12 protein-coding genes are annotated in these 14,630 nt (G+C 43.1%); 9 read left to right on the forward strand and 3 right to left on the reverse strand.

The window, feature by feature from the left end:
• Nucleotides 1-252: 252 nt before the first annotated feature.
• Together BK139_RS15210 and BK139_RS15215 are read right to left on the reverse strand one after the other, a co-directional pair.
• Nucleotides 253-4,725, reverse strand: coding sequence for a glutamate synthase-related protein (locus BK139_RS15210; RefSeq protein ID WP_076260382.1), 4,473 nt, complete (start codon nucleotides 4,723-4,725; stop codon nucleotides 253-255).
• 410 nt (nucleotides 4,726-5,135) lie between these two features.
• A complete protein-coding gene (locus BK139_RS15215) occupies nucleotides 5,136-6,431 on the reverse strand; it encodes a glutamate-1-semialdehyde 2,1-aminomutase (protein WP_076260356.1) in 1,296 nt (431 codons plus the stop codon).
• A gap of 193 nt (nucleotides 6,432-6,624) precedes the next feature.
• Here BK139_RS15215 and BK139_RS15220 point away from each other — a divergent pair, with 193 nt between their 5' ends.
• The 8 genes from BK139_RS15220 to perR all read left to right on the forward strand — a co-directional run bounded on the left by BK139_RS15220 (nucleotide 6,625) and on the right by perR (nucleotide 12,863).
• The gene (locus tag BK139_RS15220) at nucleotides 6,625-7,632 is read left to right on the forward strand and encodes an ABC transporter ATP-binding protein (protein ID WP_076260358.1); all 1,008 of its coding nucleotides are present in this window, start codon (nucleotides 6,625-6,627) and stop codon (nucleotides 7,630-7,632) included.
• Nucleotides 7,633-7,665: 33 nt separating this feature from the next.
• On the forward strand, nucleotides 7,666-8,457 hold the full coding sequence (locus BK139_RS15225) for an ABC transporter permease (RefSeq protein ID WP_076260360.1): 792 nt from the start codon (nucleotides 7,666-7,668) through the stop codon (nucleotides 8,455-8,457).
• Between the two features lie 3 nt (nucleotides 8,458-8,460).
• Nucleotides 8,461-9,246, forward strand: a complete 786-nt coding sequence (locus tag BK139_RS15230; RefSeq protein ID WP_076260363.1) for an ABC transporter permease — start codon at nucleotides 8,461-8,463, stop codon at nucleotides 9,244-9,246.
• Nucleotides 9,247-9,370: 124 nt separating this feature from the next.
• Nucleotides 9,371-9,784, forward strand: coding sequence for a potassium channel family protein (locus tag BK139_RS15235; protein ID WP_076260365.1), 414 nt, complete (start codon nucleotides 9,371-9,373; stop codon nucleotides 9,782-9,784).
• Between the two features lie 73 nt (nucleotides 9,785-9,857).
• Nucleotides 9,858-10,334 (forward strand): thioredoxin-dependent thiol peroxidase, encoded by a 477-nt coding sequence (gene bcp / locus BK139_RS15240; protein ID WP_076260368.1) that lies wholly within the window; start codon nucleotides 9,858-9,860, stop codon nucleotides 10,332-10,334.
• Between the two features lie 473 nt (nucleotides 10,335-10,807).
• Complete coding sequence (locus BK139_RS15245; protein ID WP_076260370.1) at nucleotides 10,808-11,758, forward strand: D-2-hydroxyacid dehydrogenase; 951 nt, start codon at nucleotides 10,808-10,810, stop codon at nucleotides 11,756-11,758.
• Nucleotide 11,759: 1 nt separating this feature from the next.
• A complete protein-coding gene (locus BK139_RS15250) occupies nucleotides 11,760-12,317 on the forward strand; it encodes a cob(I)yrinic acid a,c-diamide adenosyltransferase (RefSeq protein WP_076260372.1) in 558 nt (185 codons plus the stop codon).
• Between the two features lie 108 nt (nucleotides 12,318-12,425).
• Nucleotides 12,426-12,863, forward strand: a complete 438-nt coding sequence (gene perR / locus BK139_RS15255) for a peroxide-responsive transcriptional repressor PerR (RefSeq protein WP_162272000.1) — start codon at nucleotides 12,426-12,428, stop codon at nucleotides 12,861-12,863.
• A 115-nt stretch (nucleotides 12,864-12,978) separates the two neighbouring features.
• On the opposite strand, the gene BK139_RS15260 is transcribed toward perR, so the two are convergent.
• Nucleotides 12,979-13,335 (reverse strand): YgzB family protein, encoded by a 357-nt coding sequence (locus tag BK139_RS15260; RefSeq protein ID WP_048010460.1) that lies wholly within the window; start codon nucleotides 13,333-13,335, stop codon nucleotides 12,979-12,981.
• Nucleotides 13,336-13,485: 150 nt separating this feature from the next.
• On the opposite strand from BK139_RS15260, the gene BK139_RS15265 reads away from it, so the two are divergent.
• Nucleotides 13,486-14,361, forward strand: coding sequence for a nucleotidyltransferase-like protein (locus BK139_RS15265; protein WP_076260375.1), 876 nt, complete (start codon nucleotides 13,486-13,488; stop codon nucleotides 14,359-14,361).
• Nucleotides 14,362-14,630: the final 269 nt, after the last annotated feature.

A 14,630-nucleotide genomic window follows, 5' to 3' on the forward strand; every position in this document is an offset into this window, starting at 1 on the left:
TATGTCCTTTCTTTCGTAAAAATTGGGTTCATTGAAAAGCGATTTAACGTAAAAGCAGTAATTATACCTACTTTAAACGATTTTGCTCATTGTTAAACAATATTGTACTATACAGGGATATGGAAAGAAGTTCAAGGGGCATTTTTATGAAATTATTATTAAAAGTTAGTAAAAAAGTTAAGGGTGCCTTAAAGAAGACAAAAAGCCCCATCCGCAGAAACGGGTGGGGCTTGATTGTGCAGATGCAGATAATCACTCTGTGGAAACAGACGGGTCTGCCTGCTCTTTGACCGGAATAACTTGAACAAAGTGGTCTTCCGGATGATTAAGAAGGGAAGCAAGCTCTGAAGCTTCTTCTGTCTGTCCTTGATCATTCAGCATGGCAATGTATTGGCCAAGCAGTTCATTAACATCTTCCTTTCCTTTATCAGAAAGAGAAGTAACGGAGACTTTAGCTCCTTTGGCAATTCTGCGCTGGATGGCTTCTTTTGTTAAGCCCATTTCCGGCTGGTGTCTTAAGTAAACAACACCGCCTGTCATACCTGCGCAGATCCATGGACCGGCATCGCCCAGCACAAGGCCTCGGCCATTCGTCATATACTCAAAGGCAAACCCTTTAATGTTGGCATTTGAACCGATATTGCCGTATTCCTTTTCAGGAAGCGGCTTTCTTACCTGGCCGCCGATAATCATATCCGCTCCGGATAATCTGATTCCGGCACGGGCGTCAGCATTTCCTTGAGCTACAAGCAAGCCTTCCTGTGCTCCATAGCCGAAGCCTTTACCAACAGAGCCATTATAGAACTTGCCATTTTTGCCTTTTGCTTTAAAGATTTTAATTTGTCCGCCGAAAGAAGTTTTTCCGATGCCATCCTGTGCTCCTCCGGCAACTTCGATGTTGATGCCGAAGCTGTTGTAAGCTCCAAGGCCATTGCCCGGGATGGAACCGCCTTTGTATTTCAAATCAACTTGCGGAAGCGTTTTGTAAGAACCGTCGAGTCTGTTTCTTACACGGTGGCAGGAAACCCGGCTACCCAGTACACGCTGCTCGGAAGTGACGCTATGGAATTCACGTGACTGATCCAGTTCTTCTACACTTGCGTCGAGATACTCTGCTCCAACAGCTACCTGCAGCTGTGCTTCCTGCAGGGCTTCAGGTGCTTCCTGGGCAGAAAATTGGCCGATTTCAAGTGTTTTCAGCAGGTGAGTCAGGTCCAGCTGATCCTGTCCTTTAATCTGTACAAGCAGATCAGAACGGCCTACTGCATCCTGCAGATTTTTTATGCCAACAGAAGCTGCCAATGCTTTCAGTTCTTCGCCAAAAGCAGTAAACAGGTTCATGATGCCTTTAACAGCAAGGTCGAATTGGCGCGGAACAAATCTTCTTAAGCCATGTTCTTTCGCCTGTGCCTCTGAATCTATTTGTGTGGCAATCCCAACATGGCAAGTATCAAGATGGCAGCCGCGGCATGTCGTACAGCCGATGGCAAGCATGGAAAGTGTACCAAAGCCTACACGGTTAGCACCCAGCAGCATAACCTTCAACACGTCTGCAGCACTCTTGATGCCGCCATCAGCCCAAAGCTCCACATTATCGCGGATGCCTGCTTCCAGCAGTGCGTTGTGAGCTGCCTTTACACCAATCTCAACTGGAAGGCCTACATGCTGAAGGGCGTGAATTCTCGCTGCCCCTGTACCTCCGTCGAAACCGCTCAAAGTGATGATATCAGCACCAGCTTTTGCAATCCCGACTGCAATGGTTCCGATATTCGGTACAACCGGCACTTTAACAGCAACCTTGGCTTTGTCATTGGCTGTCTTAAGCTCGTGAATCATCTGTGCCAAATCTTCAATCGAGTAGATGTCATGATTGTTGGAAGGTGAAATCAAATCCGATCCAATTGTTGCATTACGCGCCTCTGCAATTTTTGCCGTTACCTTGGATCCAGGAAGGTGACCCCCTTCACCAGGCTTTGCACCCTGCCCAATTTTTATTTCCAGCAGGTTGGATGAATTCAGGAGCTCGGCATTAACACCAAAGCGTCCTGATGCTACCTGCTGTCCGCGGGTTCTCGGATATTTTCCAAGCATATCCTTGATTTCTCCGCCTTCACCATTCAGGCTGACCATGTTCAAGCGGTCAGCACCTTCAGCATAGGCTCTGAAGGCTGTTTCATTTTGTGATCCAAAGGACATGGATGAGATGACAAATGGCAGGTCATGCTCGCCCACATGCAAGCTGATATCTTCCGGCTTCAGATGAGAAGCCGTTTCCTTAAATCCGGTTAAATGGCGGATTGTTGTAGGGTTCTGGTCTTCCTGTTCAGTGATTTTTTCCTTGTAAACACTATAGTCACCAGTCGATGCCACTTCGCCGATCGCTTTCCAGATGCGCGGGAAAAGGCTGAACGTTTTTCCGATCCGTTCCTTTTCATTCTGGTAATCTTCCGCTCTGGCAAAAGCGTCTTCCTTTAAAACGCTGAAGCTGAATGAAAGTTCTTTAGATCCGAAGAAGTTGACGATATTCAGATATCCGGCTACTTCCTCATGAAGACCGATGGCAGAGAACAACCTGCCATAGCCCCTTAATTCATGAATCCCGATAGTGGAAATGACTTTTTCAAGTCCTTTAGTCAGTGCTGAGTATAAATTCTTCAGCGGTGTATCAGATTCGCCAAGGACCGTCATAAACATATAGTAAGGGCTTATAATATCAGCGCCTAAACCGAATGCGGTAATGATATCATGAAGCGATCTGATTGAAGCTGACCGGAGCAGCAGGGAACATTCACGGCGCAATGCTTCTTTGACAAGAGCCTGATCGATCGCAGAGACGGCCAGGTGCGGATCAATCCAGTAAGCGTCCTCCTGATGAGCATTGGCATCATCCAGGACAAGCAGGGTTTTGCCATTTTTGACCGCATCAACCGCTTCTGCTGCTAAACGGTCTAAAGCTTCTTTTACCGTTTCATCTTTCGTAAATGTGGAAGATAAATAAGATATCAGCTTTTGTTCCTGATAGAAGCCGGTTACCTGGTCATAGCTCGGCTGATTGAGCTCATCGGAACATTCAAAGCCTGCTTTGCCTTCTAGTAAAATAGGAGTCTGCAATTCAATAACGGCCCCTTGCTCCTGTTTCTCAAATAAAGAAGGACGCTGGCCGATAATCGTGCGGGTTGAGAAATGCTCGGTTTCCCGGTCACGGTCAATGGCAGGGTTTGTAACGACAGCAACACTTTCCTTAATAAAATCTGCGATGTTTTTCCGCTGAGGATTCAGTGCTGCTAAAGGTGAGTCGTGTCCGAGAGAACGGATTGGCTCTGCTCCTTTTTCTGCCATCTGCTCGACAAGCTGGACATGGTCTCTCTCCCAGCCGAACGCTTTATACTGCCCGTTATGAATCTTATCCGGGTAATTTACAGTAATGGTTTTTTCCAATTTTGGTGACTGCAGGCGAACCCTGTAGTTTTCAGCGTTCACTCTCATTGAAAATCGGTTGAAAACTTCAGCCTGATAATGGCTGTGCTCGTAAACAGCCAGGGTATCACCGTCCCATTTCAGCCCCACCTTTTCACCTGGTGACAGCTGCTTTGGCTCATTAACATATTCACTGGATGAGATGATTCCTGGTTCTGATGAGAACAGGTAGGAGCTTTCGGTTTCCAGCATCCACAGCGGGCGAAGGCCCAATGCATCGACACTGAACACTGCCTCATCGGCAAATCTGGAAATAATTCCTGCAGGCCCCTGGGCAAAATGTCCCCATGCTTCCCGGATATAGGCGTACATATCCTGAAGATGCTCAGGGTATGACTTGATTTCATTCACGATAGGAGGGAACATGACGTCCATTGCTTCAAAGAGAGTATAGCCGTCACGGCAAATAAACGTTTCAAGCGTTCTGCTCAGATCCTGTGAGTCACTGCCGTCTTTTACTAGCGGAACGCCGACCATTTTGGCTTCATCCCTAAGCTTGGCAATGGTGTTGATTTCCCCGTTGTGTCCCAGCACGCTAAAAGGCTGCACACGGAAGAAGCTTGATAATGTGTTAGTTGAATAGCGATTATGCCCAAGCGTCATGGTTGAGGCAACAAGGGGGCTTGCCAGGTCGTGATAATATTTCGGAAGAATATCTCCGGCTCCCATAACTTTGTACACAGCATGATGCTGGCTAAGGGAGGCGACATGGACATGTTCGTTCTCTTCAAAATCAACAATTAATTCAAACAGTTTTTTGGAAAGCTCTGCACTATTCGATTCTGCTAAACAGGCAAACTGCCAGAATACCGGATTTTCCTGGATGGCAATCGGTCCTAAAGCTGAAGATTCGGTTACTTCGTCAGATGCATAAATAACCGTCAGATTTGCGTCAGCGAGTTTTTGCAGCAAGATTGTCTTCAGTAATTCAGTATCCTGTTTCCTGGACATAAATACATGTCCAACTACAAATCCATCTTTTTCTGATGCGTTAGAATCGGCTCCCGCTTCCTTTAACTTTTCTTTCCACAGCTCTCTCGGGATATCAATATGGATCCCTACACCGTCGCCTTCTCCATTAATAAAACCGGCACGGTGATTCATCGTAACAAGTGCATTGATGCAGCTGAAAATATTTTCGCGGGTTGGGACTTTCTTTTTCTCCATAGCAGAAACGATGCCGCATGCATCGTGCTCCTGGCGGTGAAACTCTTTAAAAAGTGAAGGACTCCATTGCTGTAATGTCATAAAATTCGGCTGAAAATAAGGCTGCGCCTTAAAGCCGTTCACCTCCTGAAAAATAGTAATCTATAAGTTTTTTTGTTTACGGGTTTTAAATGAGGGTATTGCAAAATTATCTTTGGTTTGAAAGGTAAATGCATGTAGCATTTATTGAATGAATAGTTGGATAATTCGGGATATGCTGCAAGGACATAATGTTCTTTATGTCAGCGTAATCCGCTCTTACACAAAAGATTTCTCCCATCATATCATATGAATTTTCAGAAATCAATTATTTATACAAAAAGTTGGATATTGTTTGTAGGAGGAAATAGGCAATTGTATAAAAAAACTCTACTGTTGTAAACGTTTTCATTGTTGGGGATAAAGAAAACGGAAGCATTTCTGCTCCCGTCGGTGTATAAAATAGTGAATATTTATTCGTCTTTTAATTGCTGAAATGCGTTTTGCACCGCATGAATGGTGGCTTGAATATCATCCTCTGTATGCGCGATTGTCATAAACCAGGCTTCGTATTTTGAAGGAGCCAGGTTTATACCCTGATTGAGCATCAGCTTGAAGAACTTTGCAAACATTTCTCCATCTGTATTTTCCGCCTGCTCATAATTCACTACTTTTTCTTCCGTGAAGTAGATGGTCAGGGCACCTTTTAATCGATTAATGGTAATGGGGATGTTATGTTCTTCAGCTGCCTCGCTAATCCCTTTTTCAAGCATTTCTCCCAGTCTGTCCAGATATTCATAGACACCAGGCTGCTTTAAAACTTCGAGACAGGCAATGCCTGATAGAATCGATGCCGGATTTCCAGCCATTGTGCCAGCTTGATAAGCTGGACCTAAAGGAGCTACTGTTTCCATAATCTCTTTCTTTCCGCCATAAGCACCGATTGGAAGGCCGCCTCCAATGATTTTCCCCATGGCTGTCAAGTCCGGTTTTACACCAAGCAGATCCTGAGCGCCGCCATACATAAAACGGAAAGCTGTGATGACTTCATCATAAATGACAAGCGCACCGGCTGCATGTGTTAATTCGTTAACCTGCTCCAGGAACCCCGGTTTTGGTTCAACAATTCCAAAGTTGCCGACAATCGGCTCCACCAGCACAGCAGCGATCTGGTCACCCCATTTTTCCAGCGCTTCCTTATATGGTTCGATTTCATTGAAAGGAACCGTGATCACTTCCTGGGCAATGCTCTTTGGAACTCCGGCAGAGTCAGGCGTTCCAAGTGTTGAAGGCCCTGAGCCTGCAGCAACCAGGACAAGATCGGAATGGCCGTGATAGCAGCCGGCAAACTTAATGATTTTGTCCCTTCCCGTATAGGCCCTTGCCACACGGATCGTTGTCATAACGGCTTCAGTACCTGAATTCACAAAACGGACTTTGTCCAAATTAGGCATTGCTTCCTTAAGCATCTCGGCGAACTTCACTTCATGTGGTGTCGGAGTTCCATATAATACTCCGCGCTCAGCAGCTGTTTTTATGGCTTCTGTAATATGCGGATGGGCATGCCCGGTAATGATGGGGCCGTATGCAGCCAGGTAATCAATATATTGATTGCCGTCCACATCCCAGAAATAAGCGCCATGTGCCCGTTCCATTGCGACCGGTGAGCCGCCGCCAACTGCTTTATAGGAGCGGGAAGGGCTGTTTACTCCTCCAACAATATGTTCTATAGCTTGTTTATGCAGCCGTTCAGAATTAGTAAATTGCATGTTAATCCTCCTGAAAAAATCCATTTATATTTCCGTCATTATTTTAACATGTTTGGAAGGGGCTTCGTCCAATCCTAAGGGAAGGCGGATTATTCTGTATTTTAAAAATAGGATTTGAAGCAATCTAGTTGTGAAGAAGGCGCTGTTTGTCTAAACTATTTCATTAGGGCATTAATTGGCAGGAGGAATAAAAATGAATGATGCAATAACAGTCCGGAACTTAAAAAAGGAATTTAAAGCTTATTCGAGCCGTGCCGGATTAAAGGGTGCTTTCCGTGACTTGCTTACAAGAAATTATAAGATTGTGCCAGCGGTAAACAATATCAGTTTTAATGTAAAGCAGGGCGAGATGGTTGGCTATATAGGTGAAAATGGAGCGGGGAAGTCAACGACCATAAAAATGCTGACAGGAATCCTGACCCCGACAAGCGGCGAAGTGATCGTAAATGGAATGAATCCTCATAAAGACCGAGAAAAATTCGTCAGCACAATTGGAGTTGTCTTCGGCCAGAGATCCCAGCTTTGGTGGGATATTGCTGTTCAGGAATCCTTCAGGCTGCTCAAGAAGGTGTACAAAGTTACTGATGAGCAATACGACAGCCATATGGGTCATGTAATCAAAACCCTGGATATTGAGCCTCTGCTCGATAAGCCGGTCCGGAAGCTTTCACTCGGACAGAGAATGAGGTGTGAACTGGCAGCAGCACTCATCCACAATCCGCCGCTCTTGTTCCTGGATGAGCCGACTATTGGGCTTGATGTGCTTGTTAAATTGAAGATCAGGGAGTTTTTAAAAGAAATTAATGAAAAATATAATACAACCATTCTGCTGACTACTCATGACCTGTCTGATATCGAGGCGCTGTGCGAACGCGTAGTGATGCTGGATGAGGGGAAAATCATTTATGATGGAGCCTTAAAAAGCCTTAAGGAAAAATGGGGGGAAGGGAAGGAAATAGAATTCCAGTTCCTTGAAGATGTAACCCTAAACGACTTAAACCGAATAACGGCTTCATCGGAAGTGAAATGGGAAAAAGATGAAAAAGAAGCGATCTTTACAGCCTTTACAGAGGATAATGATGAACTGATTTCCCTGCTGATTGCCAAGGTGGTTGCGGATTTGAAAGTGAAAGACATCAATATTAAAGAAACTTCAACAGAGGAAATCATAAGAAATATTTATGACCGGGGGATATCTTAATGAAAGAATTTACTTTTACCCGGGGGTGTTCCTGTGGATAAGTATATCGAAATGATTCGGATCCGTTTTTTGATGATGCTTGCCTACAGGACCAATTATTATACAGGCATTCTGATCTACAGCATTAATATTGGCGCTTACTATTTCTTGTGGAGTGCCATTTATGGAGAAAAAGATGCTATTGAGGGCATGTCTGTGATCCAGATGTCGACATATGTGGCGGTAGCCTGGATGGCCAGAGCGTTTTACTTTAATAATATAGACCGGGAAATGGCTGCTGAAATTAAAGAAGGAAAAGTAGCGGTGGAGCTGATCCGCCCATATAATTATCTGGGGATGAAAACGATGCAGGGACTGGGGGAAGGAATATTCCGTTTCTTCTTTTTCTCCGTTCCGGGCATGGTTATCGTCTCGTTCATTTTTCCGCTTCAATTTTCTGCGGATTGGACGACCTGGATTTTCTTTGCGGTATCGATTGTATTAAGTTTTTTTATTAATACGCAAATTAATTTGCTGACAGGTATTACCACTTTCTTCTTATTTAATAACACCGGGCTTATCCGGGCAAAAAGAGTAGTGATTGATCTCTTTTCCGGCCTTCTGATTCCTATCAGCTTTTTTCCGGTATGGGCACAGGATGTATTAAAATTTCTGCCCTTTCAAGGTATCAGCTATGTGCCGAGCATGATTTTTACAAATAGTTTTTCGAATAATGAAACCATCCAGGCGATTATTATGCAGGGGATCTGGGTTCTTATTCTGATCATACCCATTCAGGTTCTGTGGATCATAGCGAAAAAACAGCTCATTATTCAAGGAGGGTGACGCATGTTTTATATAGCCATTTTCTTTCAATATGTCGCCCAATATATGAAAACAAGAATGCAGTACCGTGCAGATTTATTTGTAGAAATCTTTTCTGATCTTCTTTTTCAGGCAGTTAATTTAATTTTTATCTTAGTCGTATTTGGGCATACCAATTTGCTTGGCGGCTGGACGAGGGATGAAATTATCTTTATTTACGGGTTTTTCCTTGTGCCTTATGCGCTGTTTTCATCGTTCTTTAATATTTGGGATTTTAATGAGAGATATATAGTAAAAGGAGAACTAGACAGGATATTAACCAGGCCGATTCATAGTTTGTTTCAAATCGTATTGGAACGGATGGAGCTTGAATCCCTGTTTGGGGCCGTAACAGGCATTGGTGTTATGATCTACGCCGGAAACAGCCTTGGTTTAGGGATTTCCTGGACTGACCCGTTCTTGTTTTTCTTATTTGTGATAGGCGGAATGCTTGTGTATGGAGGCATCTTTGTCCTGATTGCCTGTATCAGCTTTTGGGCAGATGCCAGAACATCTATCATGCCGATGATGTATAACATCGGGAATTATGGAAGGTATCCGGTTGATATTTACAATAGTGTTATACGCTTTGTCCTCACCTGGGTTCTTCCGTTTGCCTTTGTCGGTGTATATCCGGCTTCCTACTTTCTGGGGAAAGAAGAATGGTTTTTGTACTCCTTTTTAACACCTGTAATCGGAATCGTATTTTTCGGCATCTCGATCCTCACCTGGAATTCAGGTGTTAAGCGATATCGGGGAGCGGGCAATTAAAACTGGGATAAAATCCCGGTTTTTTTTTGGGGGCGAACAGAAAGAGTTTCCGAGACAGGCTGTCATATGGGAAAGGCCATGAGCGTATAAATGAATTGGAAGGCATTTCGAAATGAGGTGCAGTATGGCTTTTTATTTATCGCTGATTTTAATCGTGCTGTGCATGATCATGAGTCTGCAGACTCTTTTTTCATCCGCCAAGATCAAGGGAAGATGGGTGTCTGTGGAGAATTTCCTTTATCTCATAAGTTTATATGCAACGATTCTGATTGGATTTGGGCTGATATATATTTGGCTTGATTTACATGGGCTGGTGGTTTTGATGGACGGCACTGAGTATATGGAAACCGGTTTCCTCGAGAGGCTGGAAACGGGTTTTTATTTTAGTGCGGTAACTCTTTTTTCTGTTGGGTATGGAGATGTCAGTCCTGTTGGAATAGGCAGGCTTATTGCCGTACTGGAAGCGTTAATCGGCTATGTCATCCCGGCCGCATTCGTAGCCAGGGTAGTATTTGATGCAGGTGACCGTGCTTTATAATGATATCAGTTGTTTTTGACGGAAAAGTTGGATAGGCTTAGAGTAAGAAACCTATTCAACAGGAGGAATGAAAATGGCAATTGAAATAGGTAAACCGGCTCCGGAGTTTGAGCTTGAGGCAAGCAATGGTGAAAGAGTGAGATTATCAGATTACCGCGGGAAAAATGTTGTTCTGTATTTTTACCCGAAAGACATGACACCTGGCTGCACGACTCAGGCATGTGATTTCAGGGACCAGCATCAGAATTTTGCAGAGGTGAACGCAGTCGTTTTAGGAGTAAGCCCTGATCCGCTTAGCCGGCATGAGAAATTCATTGAAAAACACGGACTGCCTTTCCTGCTGCTTGCAGATGAAGACCATCATGCGGCAGAGGCGTACGGTGTGTGGAAATTAAAAAAGAACTTTGGGAAAGAATATATGGGGATTGAGCGTTCAACCTTTATTATTGACCAGGAAGGCAAGCTCGTGAAAGAATGGCGCAAGGTAAAGGTCAAGGATCATGTTGAGGAGGCACTGGAGTATATTAAGGAGAATTTGACCCAGCCTTAAATGGGTTGCCTATTTTTTACAGGAACAAGGCTTTTGTCCATTCCGAAGAACAAGTTTTGCATATCATTTTATTAGGGCATACCTCCTCAGATACTTTTTCGAAACGGACCTGAACAGGTTCGTTTTTTTTATAAAGATAAGAAAGTATATAATTTTTGAACGTCGATAACTGTCTAGCGCAAGCAGCCTACCCCCACGAGGTCACAAGCTTGGCTTGTTGCGGCTCCTAGGGACTCGAGACATAAGCCAATCCCTTCCAGAAGGAAAGAACACCTTCTTGCAGGGCTAGTCTTATGCTTGTTGTCCCTGAGCAGTCGCCTCCACATTTCGGGCAATCCTCCCAAAAAGGCAAAGAACGCCTTTCAGGGAGGCTCGTCTTGTGCTAGTCGGGGGTGGGCAAGGCGCTTGCGCTTTTCTTATTACCATTCAGCAATGGATGGTATGATGAATAAAACTACGTTGGAGTGGAGTTTATGAAAATTGTGTCTTCCATTTTGCCTCATGAAGAGCTGCGCCAGGAAGTAATTCGGGATTTTCCTGAAGGAGATTTCCTGTTTTTCGATGGAATAGAAGCTGCAGGGGAATCCTTTTATAATGCTGAAGTATTTATTACCTATGGAGAAGATTTGACAGAGGAATATATTCATAAAGCGACAAAACTAAAGTGGATTATGGTGATGTCAGCGGGAATGGATGAAATGCCCTTGAAAGCCTGCAAGGAGAAAGGCATCTTAATTACAAATGCAAGAGGAATCCATAAAATCCCTATGGCTGAATTTGCACTTGGAACTATGTTAGGGCATGTTAAACAAAGAGCATTGCTGGCTGAAAATGAAAAGGCAGAAGTTTGGAATCGAAATCTGCCAATGGAAGAGCTGCATGGAAAAACCTTATTAATTATCGGTGTTGGTGCAATAGGGGTAGAGATTGCAAGGCTCGCCAAATGCTTTGGAATGAAAGTGGCTGGAGTGAATAGGAGCGGACGGGAAAATGTGTGGACAGATCGTATTTTTCCACTCAGCAGGCTCACCGTGATCCTTCCTGAAGCTGATTTTATCGTTTCTGTCCTTCCCAGCACGACTGAAACTAAATTTCTGTTAAAAGAAAAGCATTTCGCTGCTATGAAGAATTCTGCTGTGTTTATGAATATAGGAAGAGGGGATCTTGTCGAGGAAAAGGTGCTTCTATCTGCACTCGAAAAACACCAGATTTCACATGCGTATCTGGATGTTTTTGAAAATGAGCCTCTGCCTGAAGGACATCCTTTCTGGAGGATGGAGAATGTAACCGTCACACCTCACCTTTCAAGCCGAACAAAAAACTATTTACCAAGATCTTTTGAAATTTTTAAGCATAACCTTCATACATATATAAAAAATAACAAAGATTATATGAATGTGGTCGATGTTGAAAGAGGGTATTGATATGAGAATTTATACCAAAACGGGGGATAAGGGGACAACATCACTGATGTATGGACAGAGAGTCAGTAAGAATGACATTCGTGTAGAGGCCTACGGTTCATGTGATGAGGCGAATTCCATGATTGGATTGGCCTTAAGCCATTTAAGAAGCGAGTATTTCAGCGGTAAAGAAAAAACGGAGCAGGTATTCCATAAAGTGCAGACTGACTTGTTCCATGCAGGAGCAGAGATGGCAACGCCCTCAGGAAAAGAAGTTAAATGGACGATAAAGGAAGAGGATATCACCTTCATGGAAACGCAAATTGATGAGTGGGAAGCTGATCTTACTGTGCTTAATAACTTTATTTTGCCTGGCGGTCATCCTTCAGGAGCGGCATTCCACGTAGCGAGAACTGTTGTGAGAAGAGCGGAAAGATGTGCGGTGTCACTCGGTGAAGAAGTGAATCCGCTCGTTCTAATCTATCTGAACAGACTGTCAGATCTGCTGTTCGTTGCTGCGCGATTTGTGAATCACCATTTGGGCACTGGTGAGCAGTCGCTTCATGATGAAGAGAGCTGATTCCCTCTATTAAGGTGTTTGTAATATTGACAAATGTGGTAAAAAATTAGTACACTATTTATAAAGATTATAAAGTAAGAATATTTGTTAGAAAAGAGGTGCATGGCGGTGGCGCATATGGAATTAAAAGAGGCGCTGGATACTTTAAAAGACACTGGAGTGCGTATCACTCCGCAGCGTCATGCGATACTTGAATATTTAATAAACTCCATGTCACACCCGACTGCTGACGATATATACAAAGCATTAGAGGGGAAATTCCCAAATATGAGTGTGGCAACAGTTTACAATAATTTACGAGTATTCCGTGAGGTTGGCCTGGTAAAGGAACTGACATATGGTGACGCATCTAGCCGCTTCGATTTTGTTACCACTCATCATTATCATGTCATTTGTGAAAGCTGCGGCAAGATTGTAGACTTCCACTATCCTGGCCTGGATGAAGTAGAGCACCTTGCTTCGCATGTTACAGGTTTTAAAATCAGCCATCATAGAATGGAGATTTACGGAACATGTCCGGATTGTGCAAGTAAAGAAGCTCACTAATAAAATTTTAAAGCTGCCGGCGCAATGCTGTCAGCTTTTTATTTTTAATCCAATAAAAAACCGGCTGTTGGAGAGCCGGTCATTTTAGAACTTGAATATGGAAGCAGGAGATAAATCAGCTCTGCTTCGTATTTTTTTTGTTGTATTTTTCATCAAATTCAGCGCCCTCAAGATTTGGATCAAGCGTCAAAGGTTCATTGCAGTACATGCACATATCAACGCGGCCAAGCATCTTTGTGTGTTTTCCGCAATTCGGGCAAACCACCTGCACGGTTTTTGTTGAAAGCATGCCGATCCAAAAATAAACACCGGTGCTGGCAAGAATGCAGAGCATTCCGAGAAGCATAAATATTGTCATGAGAAGAGCGGAATTTCTGAAGAATATTCCGAGATACATAACGATAAATCCGATGAAAATTAAACTAAGGGCAAATGTACGAATCTTATTGATTTTATTTGAGTACTTAGCCATACTGCTCCCTCCTAAAAACTAACTATACCACATTCCTTTTGCTTAAATAAATATTAATATAGAATGGTGTCGAAAAATGTCTCACCTTTAGGAAGGATTTCATTTATAATTGTCGAAGATATACGCTATCAATAAAATGGAGGAATTATGATGGAAGATATTCTCCGTCCTATATACCAGGAACGGGCAAGCCAGACAAACACTCTAGGCGTGATTATGACCGAAAAAATGCAAAAGGCTATTCCTGCTACTGATACATTTGATGCTGTACTGCTGATCCTTGTTGAGGAAGCAGATGAACCTGTATTTGTTAAACATTACACATATAAAGATAAAAAAGCGGCTCTGCATATCGTGACAGATAAGCAGCTTCGCGAATGGATCCTGCTGGGGTCGAACCGGAAAATCTTTGATTGGCTCTATAATGGAAAAGTTTTATTTGATCGAAACGAATATATTCATAACCTGAAGGTGGAATTAAGAGAGTTTCCTTTCTATGGGCGAAAATTAAAAATGGGTCTTGAGTTTGCCAAGCTGATCAGACGATATATGGATGGCAAAGCCTTCTTTGAAAACCGCCATTATTTTGATGCCTATAACCATATTGTTCATTCCCTTCATCATCTGGCCAGGCTTGCTGTTATCGAAAATGGATTCCATCCGGAAGTAACTGTCTGGAATCAGGTAAAGCAAATTGAGCCTGAAATCATGAAGCTGTATGAAGAATTGGTGAATAGCCAGGAGCCGCTTGAAAAAAGGCTGGAGCTGCTGTTTCTTGCAAGTGAATTCTTAATCCATTCGAGAACGAAACAAGGAATCAGTCATCTTGCCGACGTGCTTGCTGAGAAAGAAGAATGGTCCATCCACGATATTATGAACCATGATGAACTTCATCTTTATGCGGTTGACTTAAGCATGCTTCTTGAGTATTTGATTGATAAGCATTTCATAGAAGTAGTAAACATAGAAACAAAAGGTCAGGGAATTTATCACAGGTATTACAAACTCAAAAAAAAATTATCGTAAAAAAACTTTAAAAGCTATTGACCTTTATTTAAATCCTTGTTATATTTATATCCGTCGCTGCGATATGAACGAAAAACATTTTCACAGACGGCGGATAACTTGTAAAAAAAGTGTTGACAGATAAAAACAACACATGTTATATTAATAAAGTCGCCTCTGAGCGATTAGGTAAAATATAACAAGAGAAATTGATCTTTGAAAACTGAACGAACAATACGTCAACGTTTAAATCATTAGTCTTTTTTGAAAAGACAACTCGAGCTTAATCA

This window comes from Paenibacillus sp. FSL R5-0490, from assembly GCF_001956215.1.
Taxonomy (GTDB): Bacteria; Bacillota; Bacilli; order Bacillales; family Cytobacillaceae; genus Cytobacillus.

Coding starts and splice junctions, on each gene's coding strand:
- BK139_RS15210 (WP_076260382.1), bottom strand. CDS start 4,725: ATGACATTACAGCAATGGAGTCCTTCACTTTTTAAAGAGTTTCACCGC.
- BK139_RS15215 (WP_076260356.1), bottom strand. CDS start 6,431: ATGCAATTTACTAATTCTGAACGGCTGCATAAACAAGCTATAGAACAT.
- BK139_RS15220 (WP_076260358.1), top strand. CDS start 6,625: ATGAATGATGCAATAACAGTCCGGAACTTAAAAAAGGAATTTAAAGCT.
- BK139_RS15230 (WP_076260363.1), top strand. CDS start 8,461: ATGTTTTATATAGCCATTTTCTTTCAATATGTCGCCCAATATATGAAA.
- BK139_RS15235 (WP_076260365.1), top strand. CDS start 9,371: ATGGCTTTTTATTTATCGCTGATTTTAATCGTGCTGTGCATGATCATG.
- bcp (WP_076260368.1), top strand. CDS start 9,858: ATGGCAATTGAAATAGGTAAACCGGCTCCGGAGTTTGAGCTTGAGGCA.
- BK139_RS15245 (WP_076260370.1), top strand. CDS start 10,808: ATGAAAATTGTGTCTTCCATTTTGCCTCATGAAGAGCTGCGCCAGGAA.
- BK139_RS15250 (WP_076260372.1), top strand. CDS start 11,760: ATGAGAATTTATACCAAAACGGGGGATAAGGGGACAACATCACTGATG.
- BK139_RS15260 (WP_048010460.1), bottom strand. CDS start 13,335: ATGGCTAAGTACTCAAATAAAATCAATAAGATTCGTACATTTGCCCTT.
- BK139_RS15265 (WP_076260375.1), top strand. CDS start 13,486: ATGGAAGATATTCTCCGTCCTATATACCAGGAACGGGCAAGCCAGACA.